Genomic DNA, 13927 nt, shown 5'->3' on the forward strand with positions numbered 1-13927 from the left:
GTTCATAGGAGGGCGGGCTAAGCTCTGCCCCCGATGGACACCGAAGCACAGCACACGGAGCGCGATCGCTCCTCCCGGGACGCCGCAGAGGCGGACGGGGAGGAGGGGTCGCGCTCCGCGCGTTCGGGCGGCTGGTCCCTGTGGCACAAGGCCGGCCTGCTCGGACTCCTGTGCGTCGCCTGCCTGTTGCTCGTCAGCACCTTCGTGATGCAGCCGTTCCTCATCCCCAGTGGCTCGATGGAGCCCTCCCTGAGATCAGGGGACCGGGTACTGGTGAACAAGTTGGCGTACCGTTTCGATTCCGAGCCGCAGCGCGGGGATGTCGTCGTCTTCGACGGATCTGGGTACTTCGGTGACGACGACTACATCAAGCGCGTCGCCGGTGTCGGTGGTGACCGGGTGGTGTGCTGCGGCGAGCAGGGGAGGCTCGAGGTGAACGGCGAGGCGGTCGACGAGCGGTATCTCTTCCCGGGTGACGCGCCCTCATCGGTGCCTTTCGACATCGTCGTACCCGAAGGATCGCTCTTCGTGCTCGGCGACCACCGCAGTGCGTCGAGCGACTCGCGCGACCACCTCGGATCGCCCGGGGGCGGCATGGTGCCGGTCGAATCGGTGATCGGCAGAGCCGACTGGATCGGATGGCCGGCCGGCCGCTGGACTTCGATCGACCGCCCCGGGACGTTCGCACGCGTGCCGGACCCCGGCGGTGCGCATGGGTAGTCGCGGACGCCCACGCAACGCTCGCCGCGCGGACAACCGACTGCCCACGGGGACCAGGCCGACCAGCGATCCGATACGGCCGGGCCGTGCCGAACGCCGCCGGCTGGCGAAGAAGGTCAAGCGCCGTCGCCGTCGCTCGGCGGTGAAGGAGATACCCCTCCTCATAGGCGTGGCCCTGCTGATCGCGCTCGGCCTGAAGACGTTCCTGGTGCAGGCCTTCGTGATCCCTTCGGGGTCGATGGAACAGACCATCAAGATCGGCGACCGTGTGCTCGTCGACAAGCTCACACCCTGGTTCGGCTCCAAGCCGCAGCGCGGCGACGTCGTCGTCTTCAAGGATCCGGGCGGCTGGCTCCAGAAGGAGCAGAACACCAGGGACAAGGACGATCCGGTGATCGTCAAACAGCTGAAGGAAGGCCTCGGCTTCATCGGCCTGCTGCCGTCCGAGGACGAACAGGACCTGATCAAGCGCGTGGTGGCGGTCGGCGGCGACCGGGTCAAGTGCTGTGGCGAGGACGGCCGCGTCACGGTCAACGGCACCCCGATCAGCGAGCCGTATCTCAATCCCGGCGATCGTCCGTCGATGACCAAGTTCGATGTGACCGTGCCGAAGGGCAGACTCTTCGTCATGGGCGACCACAGGTCGAACTCGGCGGACTCCAGGGCGCACATGGACCAGGGCCACGACGGGACCGTCTCCGAGGACGGGGTGGTCGGGCGAGCGGTGGTCACGGCCTGGCCGTTCGACCACTGGCGCACCCTGGAAGAGCGCGAGACCTACGCCTCCGTCCCCGATCCGCAGAACGCGGGGGGCGTCAGGACGGCGGCCGACGGTCCGTCGCATAGGCTGGCGAGCGAGAATCTGAACGCACGACCCCACCTCCCGACCCCTGCGGAACTCCCGCTCGTTATGGGAGTGGTAGGCCTGCATCACGTCTGGGGCAGGCAGCGGTACGTATCGAGGAGTGGATGTGGGGGATTTGGCCGTCGGCGCACGATCCGGACACGAGGGACCCGAAGACGATCGCGATGCGCGCGAGGCGATCGGTGGTGGCGGTTCGGACGGCAGCAGCGCGTCGGGTGGCGGCTCCGGCGGCGACGGTTCCGGGAATGACGGCGGCGCCGGGCGATCCGGGGGCGGCTCGTCCGATGCGGGCGGCTCCTCGAAGGCGTCCGCACCGAAGAAGGCCAAGTCCTTCTGGAAGGAGCTGCCGCTCCTCATCGGTATCGCCCTCGTCCTGGCGCTGGTGATCAAGACGTTCCTGGTGCAGGCGTTCTCGATCCCCTCGGACTCCATGCAGAACACCCTGCAGCGCGGCGACCGCGTCCTGGTCGACAAGCTCACCCCGTGGTTCGGTTCGGAGCCGGAGCGCGGCGAGGTGGTCGTCTTCCACGATCCGGGCAACTGGCTGGCCGGCGAGCCGACTCCGACGCCCAACGCGATGCAGCGGGCGCTCAGTTGGATCGGCCTGATGCCGTCCGCCGAGGACAAGGACCTGATCAAGCGCGTCATCGGCACCGCGGGCGACGTGATCGAGTGCAAGGGCACCGGCCCGGTCAAGGTGAACGGCAAGGCCCTCGAAGAGAACTCGTACGTTTTCGCAGGCAACACCCCGTGCAGTGAGGACGACCAGGGCGGCCAGTTCAAGGTCACCGTTCCCGCCGGCAAGATCTGGGTGATGGGCGACCACCGGCAGAACTCGCTGGACTCGCGTTACCACCAGCAGGACCCGGGCGGCGGCTTCGTACCCACCGACAAGGTCGTGGGCCGCGCCGTGGTCAAGGCCTGGCCGGTCAACCGCTGGGGCACGCTCCCGGTGCCGGACACCTTCAGCCAGTCCGGGATCTCGTCCGCCGCTGCGGCGGCGACCCCTGGTGCTCTCGGGCTCGCGGGCGCGCTGCCTCTCGTGCTGTGGCGCCGGCGCAGGGTTTCTGGCTGACGTACCGCCGGGTAGGGTGCCGTCCCAGATCGACGATCTTCCGAACGGGAGATCGGTTCTCCGAACGCGGGAGCGCTGGGATGACTTCTGAGGGACGTACGGGCGAGGGTCGCGGACGGCTCGGCAGCGTGCTGTCGGGCTGTGCCGTGGCCCTCGGCTGTGTGCTCTTCCTGGGCGGCTTCGCCTGGGGCGCGTTCGTCTACCAGCCGTACACGGTTCCCACGGAGTCCATGACGCCGACCATCGGCGCAGGTGACCGGGTGCTGGCAGAGCGGATAGACGGCGACGAGGTCCGTCGTGGTGACGTGGTGGTGTTCAAGCAGAAGTCCTGGGGCGACCTGCCCATGGTCAAGCGCGTGGTCGGCGTCGGCGGCGACAAGGTCGCCTGCTGTACGCGCGGCGGTGGGCTCACGGTCAACGGCAAGGCGGTCGACGAACCGTATCTGCCGAAGGACTCGGATCTCGAGGCGAAGCCGATACCGCCCACGGAGGTGCCGAAGGGCCGGCTGTTCCTGCTCGGGGACGAGCGCACCGCGTCGCTCGACTCCAGCGTGCATCTCGACGAGGCCGACAACGGCTCGGTGCCGCGTAGCGCCGTGAATGCCCGGGTCGACGCGATTGCCTGGCCGATGGACGGCATGCTGCAGCGGCCCGATGGCTTCGCTCGCCTGCCCGGCGGGGTCTCCGAGCCCGGGCCGCTGCGGCTGCAGGTGGCGGCGGTGATCGCCGGAGCTGTGCTGATTCTCGGCGGCGCCGCGTACGGGCCGGTGGCGGCCAGGCGACGCAAGGCGTCGGCGCCGCGTCGGACGGAGCCGGCCGGTGTCCGCTGACCGCGAGCTGCGCAAGGTCTCCCGGATCGTGCTGCTCGACCCCGCCGACCGGATCCTGCTGATGCACGGCCACGAGCCGGACGATCCTGCGGACAACTGGTGGTTCACGCCCGGCGGCGGTCTCGAAGGCGCCGAGACGCACGAGGAGGCCGCGCTCCGGGAGCTCGCCGAGGAGACGGGTATCACGGATGTCGAGCTCGGGCCGGTGCTCTGGCGCAGGATCTGCTCGTTCCCGTTCGACGGCCGGCGCTGGGATCAGGACGAGTGGTACTTCCTCGCCCGCACGACGCGGACCGAGACGGTGACCGAGGGGTTCACGGAGCTGGAGCGGCGCAGTGTCGCCGGGTCGCGGTGGTGGACTTTCCCGGAACTCGCCGGGTCGCGTGAGACTGTGTATCCGACCAGGCTCGCCGGGCTGCTCGGGAAGCTGCTCGACGAGGGTCCTCCGAGCAGTCCCGTGGTCCTTGACACCGAAATCGTCTAGGGGCTCGCGGGACTGGCGCACAATAGGGGGACGCAAGGCTGAAGGGGAACATGCCATGAGCGCGGAGGATCTCGAGAAGTACGAGACCGAGATGGAGCTCAAGCTCTACCGGGAGTACCGCGACGTCGTCGGCCTGTTCAAATACGTGATCGAGACCGAGCGGCGTTTCTACCTCACCAACGACTACGAGATGCAGGTGCACTCGGTCCAGGGGGAGGTCTTTTTCGAGGTGTCCATGGCCGATGCATGGGTGTGGGACATGTATCGGCCGGCCCGGTTCGTCAAGCAGGTGCGTGTGCTGACGTTCAAGGACGTGAATATCGAGGAGCTCAACAAGAGCGATCTCGAGCTGCCGAGCGGCTGAGGGCTCGGGAGCCTGGTCGCTGACCAGGGCCGGTGGCGTCACGGGGTTTCCGTGAGGACGGTTTTCCACCCGTACGAGTGGCGGAGTTTTCCACAATCGCTCGGTTGTCCACCAAGATCACCACGCTTCGCCGTGATGCGTCACCTTCGTCTGCGGAGGTGGTGCGGGATGAACGCACGGACGGCGATCGGCCGGTACGGCGAGAAGCTGGCGGCACGACGGCTGACCGAGGCCGGGATGACGATTCTGGCCCAGAACTGGCGGCCGGGCCGCAGCGGCGAGATCGACATCGTGGCACTGGACGGCGACGCCCTGGTGGTCTGCGAGGTCAAGACGCGCAGTGCGGCGCGGGCCGCCGCGGCCGGTGGCCGGGGCGGTGGGACGTTCGAGCATCCGATGGCCGCGGTCACACAGGCCAAGGCGGAGCGGCTCAGGAAACTGGCCGGGCACTGGGTCAGGCAGCACGGTGGACCGCCTGACGGCGGGGTGCGGATCGACCTTGTGGGCGTTCTGCTGCCGGCCAGGGGAGCACCCGTCGTGGAGCACGCGCGGGGGGTGGCCTGATGGGGTTCGCACGGACCTGTTCGGTCGCGCTCGTCGGTGTCGAGGGCGTCGTGGTGGAGGTGCAGGCCGATCTCGAGCCCGGGGTGGCCGCCTTCACGCTGGTCGGGTTGCCCGACAAGAGCCTGGTGGAGAGCCGGGACCGGGTCAGAGCCGCCGTCGTCAATTCCGGTGGTGAATGGCCGCAGAAGAAGCTGACGGTGGGCCTCAGTCCGGCGTCGGTGCCGAAGCGTGGCAGCGGATTCGATCTCGCCGTGGCCAGTGCGGTGCTCGGGGCCGCCGAGCGGATCGATCCGCGGGTCCTCGCGGACATCGTGATGATCGGCGAGCTGGGGCTCGACGGACGGGTCCGGCCGGTGCCCGGCGTCCTGCCCTCCGTACTCGCGGCCGCAGAGGCCGGGTACGAGCAGGTGGTGGTACCGGAGCGGGCAGCCGCCGAGGCCTCGCTCGTGCCGGGCATCTCCGTGCTCGGCGTGCGCAGCCTGCGGCAACTGATCGCGGTGCTCACCGATGAACCGGTGCCGCAGGAGGAACCGGACGAGCCCGGGCGACCGGATCCCATGCTGGGCTCGCTCGCTCTGCCGGGCGCGGGACTAGGCGCCGGGCTCGGCCCATCGGGCGCACTGGACGACGACGCGCTGCACCGGGACCTGGCAGACGTGGCGGGGCAGCGCGCGGGGCGCGCCGCACTCGAGGTCGCGGCTGCGGGCGGACACCATCTGCTCTTGCACGGCCCGCCGGGCGCGGGCAAGACCATGCTCGCCGAGCGGATCCCGTCGATCATGCCGCCGTTGACCCGACGGGAGTCCCTCGAGGTCACGGCGGTGCACTCGGTGGCCGGGATCCTCCCTTCGGGGCGCCCGCTCGTGGACACGCCGCCGTACTGCGCCCCGCACCACTCGTCGACCATGCAGTCGCTCGTCGGTGGTGGGCCCGGGCTGCCGAAGCCCGGGGCCGTGTCGCTGGCTCACCGGGGCGTGCTGTTCCTGGACGAGGCACCTGAGTTCAGTGCCAAGGCGCTGGAAGCGCTGCGTCAGCCGCTCGAATCGGGCCACGTGGTGGTGGCACGGGCCGCCGGTGTCGTACGGCTGCCGGCGAGCTTCCTGATGGTCCTCGCCGCCAATCCCTGCCCCTGCGGGCGCTGTCGCCTCACCGGCGAGTCCGGGGACTGTCCGCCGGCGGTCATCCGCCGCTACCAGGCCCGACTCTCCGGACCACTGCTCGACCGGGTCGACCTGAAGGTGCAGGCGGAGCCGGTGACACGGGCCGAGCTGGTGGGCACGACCGGATCACGGGAGAGCACCAAGGTGGTCGCCGACCGGGTGCGGGAGGCGAGGGAGCGGGCCACGGCACGACTGTCCGGCACCCCTTGGACTCGGAACAGCGAGGTACCGGGGCACGAACTGCGTACCCGCTGGCAGGTGGGCCCGGGCGCTCTCGCCGAGGCCGAGCGGGACCTGGAGCGGGGACTGCTCACCGCCCGCGGACTCGACCGAGTACTTCGGGTCGCCTGGACGGTGTCCGACCTGGCCGGCCGGGACCGGCCCGAGGCTCTCGACGTGGCTACGGCACTGCACTTGCGCACGGGCGTCCAGCGCGGGGTTCCCCTGGAGATCGGCGTATGAGCGGGACCGTCCGGGATTGGGGCTCGGGCGCGGAACGGGGCGGAGACGGCGGGGTGCGGGCTGTCGACGAGGGCCTGACGGCGGAGGGGCAGCGGTGGCGGATGCAGAGGTGGCGGGTGTGGATGCGATGAGCGATGCAGCGGCGGGATCGGCTGCGGACGGTGTGCGGTCGGACGGTGAGCACGTGGGGCACGTCGGCTCGAGTGGCATGCGGCGTAAGGAAGTTGGCGTGGTCGGCCAGGAGGAGCGGCTGGCGCGGGTCGCGCTCGGAAGGATCCTCGAACCGGGTGACGCGAGGGCGGGCGCGTGGCTGCGCGCCTACGGCGCGGTGGACCTGCTCCGTCGGCTGACGGAGGGCGACGAGTCGCTGCCCGGCGTGGGGAGGCAGCGTCTGCAGGGGCTGCGCCTGAGAGCCGCCGAGCGTCCCCGGGCGCAACAGGACCTGGCGGCCGCCGCCGCTGCCGGCGCCCGGTTCGTCTGCCCCGGCGACCGGGAGTGGCCCGCCCAGCTGGACGACCTGGGCGAGACGCGTCCTGTCGGTCTGTGGGTCCGCGGCGAAGCGGACCTGCGGATGTGGGCGCTGAGGTCCGTCGCCGTCGTGGGCTCCAGGGCCTGTACCGAGTACGGCGCACACATGGCGGCCGCTCTGTCGGCCGGCCTCGCCGAGCGCGGCTGGATCGTGGTCTCCGGTGGCGCCTACGGAGTGGACGGCGCCGCCCACCGGGGCACGCTCGCCTCAGGCGGCGCCACCGTCGCAGTGCTGGCCAGCGGAGTGGATGTGCCCTACCCCCGTGGTCACGCGCGACTGCTCGAGCGGATCGCCGAACAGGGGCTGCTGCTGGGCGAGTTGCCGCCCGGCGAGCACCCGACGGCGTACCGGTTCATCCAGCGCAACCGTGTCATCGCGGCACTCACCCGCGGGACCGTGGTGGTCGAGGCCGCGCACCGCAGCGGCGCCCTGGTCACCGCGCGCGGTGCGCAGCGCCTCGGTCGTCACACGATGGGGGTACCCGGACCGGCGACCAGCCGGTACTCGCAGGGCGTCCATCAACTCCTGCGGGGCGAGGCCGTCTTGGTGACGGACGCGGCCGAAGTGATCGAACTCGTCGGCGAGATGGGCGAGTTGGCTCCCGAGCCGCGCGGACCGGTGCTGCCGCGTGACCTGCTGCCCCGGCCGGCCGCGCATGTACTCGAGACGCTGCCGGCCGGGCGGGCTGCCTCGGTGCAGGACATCGCACGCGCGGCCGCGACCACGTCCGACGGAGCAGTCGCCCGACTGTACGAACTGCAGTCACTGGGGTTCGTCGAACGACACGGCGACGACTGGCAGTTGACACGCCACGCGATGGTGTCGATCTCGGAGGCCGGGGCAGGGTGGCGTCAGGAGATGTTCGGCCGTCCGGATGATCCGCCGTGACCTTGGCAGACGCGGGGATCCGAGGGGGTGGCGGGGGTGGAAACGGTGGCCGGTTTCGGCCTCCGGCGCACTCCGGAGCGGGGGAGTCGAGCCCTCGAGATCCCATACCCTTCGCACACTGCGACGCTTCAGTCACGCTACGCTCACAGCTTCCGGTTCCGACCAACGAAATCACCGCGCTTCACAGCAGAACGGCTCAAGGCAACGAATGCCCCAGCACACCTCCGGGTCTGACCGGGCGGCAGTTCCCCCCGCCGCCCGAGGCAGCGTGCGGCCAGCCGCACCGTCGTCACTCGACGAGCTCTGGCGGTCGTACAAGTCCACGGGAGACGACAGGCTGCGCGAGCAACTGATCCTGCACTACTCACCGTTGGTGAAATACGTGGCCGGACGGGTCAGTGTGGGGCTGCCGTCCAACGTGGAGCAGGCGGACTTCGTCTCTTCCGGAGTGTTCGGGCTGATCGATGCCATCGAGAAGTTCGACATCGAGCGGGCCATCAAGTTCGAGACATATGCGATCACCCGGATCCGCGGCGCGATGATCGACGAACTGCGCGCCCTGGACTGGATTCCGCGCTCGGTGCGCCAGAAGGCACGAGCCGTGGAGCAGGCGTACACCACCCTGGAGGCGCAGCACCGGCGCACACCGTCCGAGGGTGAGGTCGCGGCCGAGATGGGCATCGCGCTCGATGATCTGCACTCTGTATTCAGCCAGTTGTCGCTCGCCAACGTAGTGGCGCTCGAGGAACTGCTGCACGCCGGCGGCGAGGGCGGGGACCGGCTGTCGCTCATGGACACCCTCGAGGACACCGCCGCGGACAACCCGGTGGAGATCGCCGAGGACCGTGAGCTGCGCCGCCTGCTCGCGCGCGCGATCAACACCCTGCCCGACCGCGAGAAGACCGTGGTCACGCTGTACTACTACGAAGGGCTCACGCTCGCCGAGATCGGCAATGTGCTGGGTGTGACCGAGAGCAGGGTCAGTCAGATCCACACCAAGTCGGTGCTGCAGCTCCGGGCCAAGCTGGCGAGCTTCGGACGCTGAATCGGTCCTCCCGTCCGCACCCGATCCGGTCCCGTGCACGGATCCGAACCAGGCCTGCGTAGGGACGTGTTACCGGCCTGCGGCCGGATGCCGGTCCGATGCCTAGTCCGGGCCGATGGTGGCTGCCGGCGAGAACGGTCGGCGAGGACCGTACGGCCGCCGGGAGCGAACTGCGTACGTCGGGTCGTCTCCCGGGATCCGGCCGCGCTCCGTAGACTGAGTTCGTGCCCAGGATTCGAGCGGCCTCTGTGGCCGAGCACCGGTCGATGCAGCGCGGCGCCCTCCTCGACGCCGCGCGTTCCCTGCTGTCCGAAGGCGGTACGGAGGCGCTGACCTTTCCCGCGCTCGCCGAGCGCACGGGCCTCGCGCGTTCCTCCGTCTACGAGTACTTCCGTTCGCGCGCCGCGGTCGTGGAGGAGCTCTGCGAGGTCGACTTCCCGATCTGGGCGGCCGAGGTGGAGAGCGCCATGGCGCGTGCGGGGACGCCCGAGGACAAGGTCGCAGCGTATGTGCGCTCGCAGCTCGCACTGGTGGGGGACCGGCGGCACCGCGCCGTCGTCGCGATCTCGTCCAGCGAACTCGACGCGGGAGCGCGGGAGAAGATCCGGGCGGCGCACGGCGGACTCGTGGCGATGATCGTGGAGGCGCTGGTCGCGCTGGGGCACGAGCAGCCGCGGCTGGCCGCGATGCTGCTGCAGGGCGTGGTCGATGCTGCGGTGCGACGGATCGAGTTGGGCGCCGCGGAGGATCCGGGAGCGATCACCGATGCCGCCGTGTCGATGGCCCTGCGAGGCGTCGGCCGCTGAGGCCGTTCGGATCGACGAGGCGACCACGGGCGGAGGGCCGTCCTTCCCGGGGCTGCTAGCGGAGGCCGGCACGGGGACACCGATGACCGGCAGCAGGCGCGACGGCGCTCGGCGCAGTATCGACGGCGGCAGCAGCGTCAGGGGATCGAGATACTGGCGGCCGCGGCGCAGGCCCCAGTGCAGGCAGTCGCGCGGGCGGCAGTGCGAGGCGCCCGGCTCCAGTACAGCCACCGCCTGCCCGGCCTGTACCTTCGCGCCCTTCTTGGCCACGGCGCGCACCGGTTCGTAGGTGACGCGCAGGGGTGGGTCGCCGGTGCCGGGGAGTTCGATCGACACGACCCCGCGGCCCGCGACCCGGCCGGCGAAGGCGATGCGGCCCGGCGCCGCGGCCCGCACCACCGCACCGGCGGGTGCGCCGAGGTCGACGCCGCGGTGTCCCGGCCCGTAAGGACCGGCGGGTGCCTCGAAGGCGCGCACCACCGGAGGGCGCCGACCCACCGGCCAGGCTCGTCCGCGCGTCGGTGCGGCCTGCTCGCTCACCCCGGGCGCGGGGGAGGGCCGGTCGGGCGCGGGCCCGACCTCATCCCGTAACGCCACCGGTGCGTACGACAGTCCCCGCACCCGCGCCACCGACGCGGGCCGCTCCATTCCAGCGTCCTCGGCAGCCAGCGCCCGGGCGAGCAGCACGGCAACCGCCACCGCTGTGCCCAGCAGCAGCCCCGCGACCACACTCGCCAGGATCCAGGCCAGCACCCTCGCCGCACACCGGCCCCCGAGGATCCGTCGCGCTCCGGGCGCAGGCCGCACACACCCCGCAGCCCTCGACGGCACTCCCACCCGCATCAGCATCCGCTGCTCCCTCACCACACCTGTCGGTTCGCCCGAACAGCGTGGCCGGAATCGAGGCGGCAGAACGGGGTCGGGCCGGATCTGTGGAGTACTGGCCGGTTGTGGACAACGGCGTCACCCGTCGCTCCGCGGGTCCCGTACACTTCATGTGGCGATCCGGGTCACCGGATCGACTTCGCACGCCCCGACGCCGGTCTCATGAGTACCGGTGTCAGCGCCCCTCGGTCCCTGTGCGGCCTCCTCGGAGACGTACACGGCATGGCGCGCGCCGGGGTGTCAGGACAAACCGAGAACACTCAAGGAGTACGGCCATGGCCGTCGTCACGATGCGGGAGCTGCTGGAAAGCGGCGTCCACTTCGGTCACCAGACCCGTCGTTGGAACCCGAAGATGAAGCGTTTCATCTTCACGGAGCGCAACGGCATCTACATCATCGACCTTCTCCAGTCGCTGTCGTACATCGACCGCGCCTACGAGTTCGTCAAGGAGACCGTCGCCCACGGCGGCACGGTCATGTTCGTCGGCACGAAGAAGCAGGCGCAGGAGGCCATCGCAGAGCAGGCCACCCGCGTCGGCATGCCTTACGTCAACCAGCGCTGGCTGGGCGGCATGCTCACCAACTTCTCGACCGTCTACAAGCGTCTGCAGCGCCTCAAGGAGCTCGAGCAGATCGACTTCGAGGATGTGGCCGCCTCCGGCCTCACCAAGAAGGAGCTCCTGGTCCTCTCGCGCGAGAAGGCCAAGCTGGAGAAGACCCTCGGCGGTATCCGCGAGATGCAGAAGGTGCCCAGCGCCGTCTGGATCGTGGACACCAAGAAGGAGCACATCGCCGTTGGTGAGGCCCGGAAGCTCAACATTCCGGTCGTCGCGATCCTCGACACCAACTGCGACCCCGACGAGGTCGACTACAAGATCCCCGGCAACGACGACGCGATCCGCTCCGTCACGCTGCTCACCCGTGTGATCGCCGACGCCGTCGCCGAGGGCCTCATCGCCCGCTCCGGTGGCGCCGGTGAGGGCAAGGGCGAGAAGCAGGCCGGCGAGCCGCTCGCCGAGTGGGAGCGCGACCTGCTCGAGGGTGAGAAGAAGCCCGAGGGCGAGGCTGCCGCCGAGAAGCCCGCCGAGGCCGAGAAGCCCGCCGAGGCCGAGGCCGAGAAGCCGGCCGAGGAGGCGCCCGTCGCCGAGGCCGCCGAGAAGCCGGCCGAGGACGCGCCCGCCGAGGACAAGCCCGCCGACGCCCCGGCAACGGACGCCGAGCAGGCCTGACCCGCACGGGCACCAGAGGTACACGGTTGACGGCGGGGGCACGCAAGCCCCCGCCGTTCACCCGTGGCCGCTGACCCGCCGCCCGTAGACCTTTGAGGGTCCGCGCGGATCCTCGATCTTCAGACTTCGAGAAAGATTCACAGAATCATGGCGAACTACACCGCCGCCGACGTCAAGAAGCTCCGCGAGCTCACCGGCGCAGGCATGATGGACTGCAAGAAGGCGCTCGACGAGGCCGATGGCAACGTCGACAAGGCCGTCGAGGCGCTCCGCATCAAGGGCCAGAAGGGCGTCGCCAAGCGCGAGGGCCGCTCCGCCGAGAACGGCGCCGTGGTCTCCCTCATCGCCGACGACAACTCCTCCGGCGTCATCGTCGAGCTGAAGTGCGAGACGGACTTCGTCGCCAAGGGTGACAAGTTCCAGTCCGTCGCGAACGCGCTGGCCGCGCACGTCGCCGCCACCTCCCCGGCCGACCTCGAGGCGCTGCTGGCCTCCGAGATCGAGGCCGGTAAGACCGTGCAGGCGTACGTCGACGAGGCCAACGCCAACCTCGGCGAGAAGATCGTCCTGGACCGCTTCGCGCAGTTCTCGGACGGCTACGTCACCGCGTACATGCACCGCACGATGCCCGACCTGCCGCCGCAGATCGGTGTCCTGGTGGAGCTCGACAAGGCCGACGCCGAGGTTGCCAAGGGCATCGCCCAGCACATCGCCGCCTTCGCGCCGAAGTACCTCTCGCGTGAGGACGTTCCGGCCGAGGTCGTCGAGGCCGAGCGCCGCGTCGCCGAGGAGACCACGCGCGCGGAGGGCAAGCCCGAGGCCGCCCTGCCGAAGATCGTCGAGGGTCGCGTCAACGGCTTCTTCAAGGACGCCACGCTCCTCGGCCAGCCGTACGCGCTCGACAACAAGAAGTCCGTCGAGAAGGTCCTGCAGGAGGCCGGTGTCACCCTGAAGCGCTTCTCGCGCATCAAGGTCGGCCTCTGAGTCCGTACCGCGATCGACTCCAGACCCCGCTAGGGTCGACAGCAGCCGTCCGGGTACGACATCGCGTACGGCATCTCGTACGCGGCGGACGACCGCAGATCTGACGAGGAGGCCATTGCCGCTCAGGGACATACGAACCCACGGCAATGGCCTCCTTCGCATGTGCACCACGAGGAGAACTCCATGACCAAGGCCGACCAGAGCGGCGATGGTAAAACGTCCGGCCGTTACCTCCTGAAGCTGTCCGGCGAGGCGTTCGCCGGGGGCGGCGGACTGGGCGTGGACCCCGATGTGGTGCACGCTGTCGCCCGCGAGATCGCGGCAGTCGTACGCGACGGGGCGCAGGTCGCCCTCGTGATCGGGGGTGGCAATTTCTTCCGCGGTGCCGAGCTGCAGCAACGGGGCATGGACCGGGCACGCTCCGACTACATGGGCATGCTCGGCACGGTCATGAACTGCCTCGCGCTCCAGGACTTCCTGGAGAAGGAGGGCATCGACTCCCGAGTACAGACCGCGATCACCATGGGGCAGGTCGCCGAGCCGTACATCCCGCTGCGGGCCGTACGGCACCTGGAGAAGGGCCGCGTCGTCATCTTCGGCGCGGGCATGGGCATGCCCTACTTCTCCACCGACACCACCGCCGCGCAGCGTGCTCTCGAGATCGACGCCGAGGTCATGCTGATGGGCAAGAACGGCGTCGACGGGGTCTACGACTCGGACCCCAAGAAGAACCCCGCCGCGGTGAAGTTCGACGCGCTCCAGTACGGCGAGGTGATCACCCGCGACCTCAAGGTCGCCGACATGACCGCGATCACCCTGTGCCGCGACAACAAGCTGCCGATCCTCGTCTTCGAGCTGCTTGCCGAGGGCAACATCGCGCGCGCGATCAAGGGTGAGAAGATCGGCACGCTCGTGAGCGACCAGCACACCCGGGCCTGATCCCCTGACCCGGGCACCGCTCCCCGGGGGATGGACAAAGCCCTGCCGGTCGGACACCGTGCAGGAAAGACCAGACGCGACGCAGCCGGCCGCCCCGT

Annotated in this window: 14 protein-coding genes and 1 pseudogene; 14 read left to right on the forward strand and 1 reads right to left on the reverse strand. The window is 70.0% G+C overall.

Annotated features, from left to right (window positions below; genetic code table 11):
* The first annotated feature begins 33 nt into the window (after nt 1-33).
* The 11 genes from lepB (DSC45_RS30385) (at nt 34) to DSC45_RS30435 (ending at nt 9792) form a co-directional block, all read left to right on the forward strand.
* Complete coding sequence (gene lepB, locus DSC45_RS30385; RefSeq protein ID WP_119295203.1) at nt 34-720, forward strand: signal peptidase I; 687 nt, start codon at nt 34-36, stop codon at nt 718-720.
* Nucleotides 713-1834, forward strand: a complete 1122-nt coding sequence (gene lepB, locus DSC45_RS30390; protein WP_119295253.1) for a signal peptidase I — start codon at nt 713-715, stop codon at nt 1832-1834. Before lepB (DSC45_RS30385) ends, lepB (DSC45_RS30390) begins: the two co-directional genes overlap by 8 nt.
* The gene (lepB, locus tag DSC45_RS30395; RefSeq protein WP_119295254.1) at nt 1764-2660 is read left to right on the forward strand and encodes a signal peptidase I; all 897 of its coding nucleotides are present in this window, start codon (nt 1764-1766) and stop codon (nt 2658-2660) included. Before lepB (DSC45_RS30390) ends, lepB (DSC45_RS30395) begins: the two co-directional genes overlap by 71 nt.
* An 80-nt stretch (nt 2661-2740) precedes the next feature.
* On the forward strand, nt 2741-3490 hold the full coding sequence (gene lepB / locus DSC45_RS30400) for a signal peptidase I (RefSeq protein WP_119295204.1): 750 nt from the start codon (nt 2741-2743) through the stop codon (nt 3488-3490).
* A complete protein-coding gene (locus DSC45_RS30405; RefSeq protein WP_119295205.1) occupies nt 3480-3974 on the forward strand; it encodes an NUDIX hydrolase in 495 nt (164 codons plus the stop codon). Before lepB (DSC45_RS30400) ends, DSC45_RS30405 begins: the two co-directional genes overlap by 11 nt.
* A 55-nt stretch (nt 3975-4029) precedes the next feature.
* On the forward strand, nt 4030-4338 hold the full coding sequence (locus tag DSC45_RS30410) for a DUF2469 domain-containing protein (protein ID WP_003993268.1): 309 nt from the start codon (nt 4030-4032) through the stop codon (nt 4336-4338).
* A 168-nt stretch (nt 4339-4506) separates the two neighbouring features.
* Nucleotides 4507-4902 (forward strand): YraN family protein, encoded by a 396-nt coding sequence (locus DSC45_RS30415; RefSeq protein WP_119295206.1) that lies wholly within the window; start codon nt 4507-4509, stop codon nt 4900-4902.
* Entirely contained in the window at nt 4902-6524 is a 1623-nt protein-coding gene (locus tag DSC45_RS30420) for a YifB family Mg chelatase-like AAA ATPase (protein WP_119295207.1), read from the forward strand. Before DSC45_RS30415 ends, DSC45_RS30420 begins: the two co-directional genes overlap by 1 nt.
* Before the next feature lie 208 nt (nt 6525-6732).
* A complete protein-coding gene (dprA, locus tag DSC45_RS30425; RefSeq protein WP_240434939.1) occupies nt 6733-7941 on the forward strand; it encodes a DNA-processing protein DprA in 1209 nt (402 codons plus the stop codon).
* A gap of 208 nt (nt 7942-8149) precedes the next feature.
* Complete coding sequence (gene whiG / locus DSC45_RS30430) at nt 8150-8986, forward strand: RNA polymerase sigma factor WhiG (RefSeq protein WP_119295209.1); 837 nt, start codon at nt 8150-8152, stop codon at nt 8984-8986.
* Between the two features lie 248 nt (nt 8987-9234).
* Nucleotides 9235-9792, forward strand: coding sequence for a TetR/AcrR family transcriptional regulator (locus DSC45_RS30435; protein ID WP_119295210.1), 558 nt, complete (start codon nt 9235-9237; stop codon nt 9790-9792).
* A 66-nt stretch (nt 9793-9858) separates the two neighbouring features.
* Here the strand turns inward: DSC45_RS30435 and DSC45_RS35920 are convergent.
* Nucleotides 9859-10440, reverse strand: a pseudogene (locus DSC45_RS35920) (M23 family metallopeptidase); the annotation flags it as partial.
* Between the two features lie 512 nt (nt 10441-10952).
* Between DSC45_RS35920 and rpsB the strand changes: the two are divergent.
* The 3 genes from rpsB to pyrH all read left to right on the forward strand — a co-directional run bounded on the left by rpsB (nt 10953) and on the right by pyrH (nt 13829).
* A complete protein-coding gene (gene rpsB, locus DSC45_RS30445) occupies nt 10953-11906 on the forward strand; it encodes a 30S ribosomal protein S2 (RefSeq protein ID WP_119295211.1) in 954 nt (317 codons plus the stop codon).
* 147 nt (nt 11907-12053) lie between these two features.
* On the forward strand, nt 12054-12890 hold the full coding sequence (gene tsf / locus DSC45_RS30450; protein WP_119295212.1) for a translation elongation factor Ts: 837 nt from the start codon (nt 12054-12056) through the stop codon (nt 12888-12890).
* Between the two features lie 183 nt (nt 12891-13073).
* Nucleotides 13074-13829: a UMP kinase gene (pyrH, locus tag DSC45_RS30455; RefSeq protein ID WP_119295213.1), complete on the forward strand. Its 756-nt coding sequence runs from the start codon at nt 13074-13076 to the stop codon at nt 13827-13829.
* Nucleotides 13830-13927 lie beyond the last annotated feature (98 nt).

Source organism: Streptomyces sp. YIM 130001 (assembly GCF_003574445.1).
Lineage (GTDB): Bacteria > Actinomycetota > Actinomycetes > Streptomycetales > Streptomycetaceae > Streptomyces.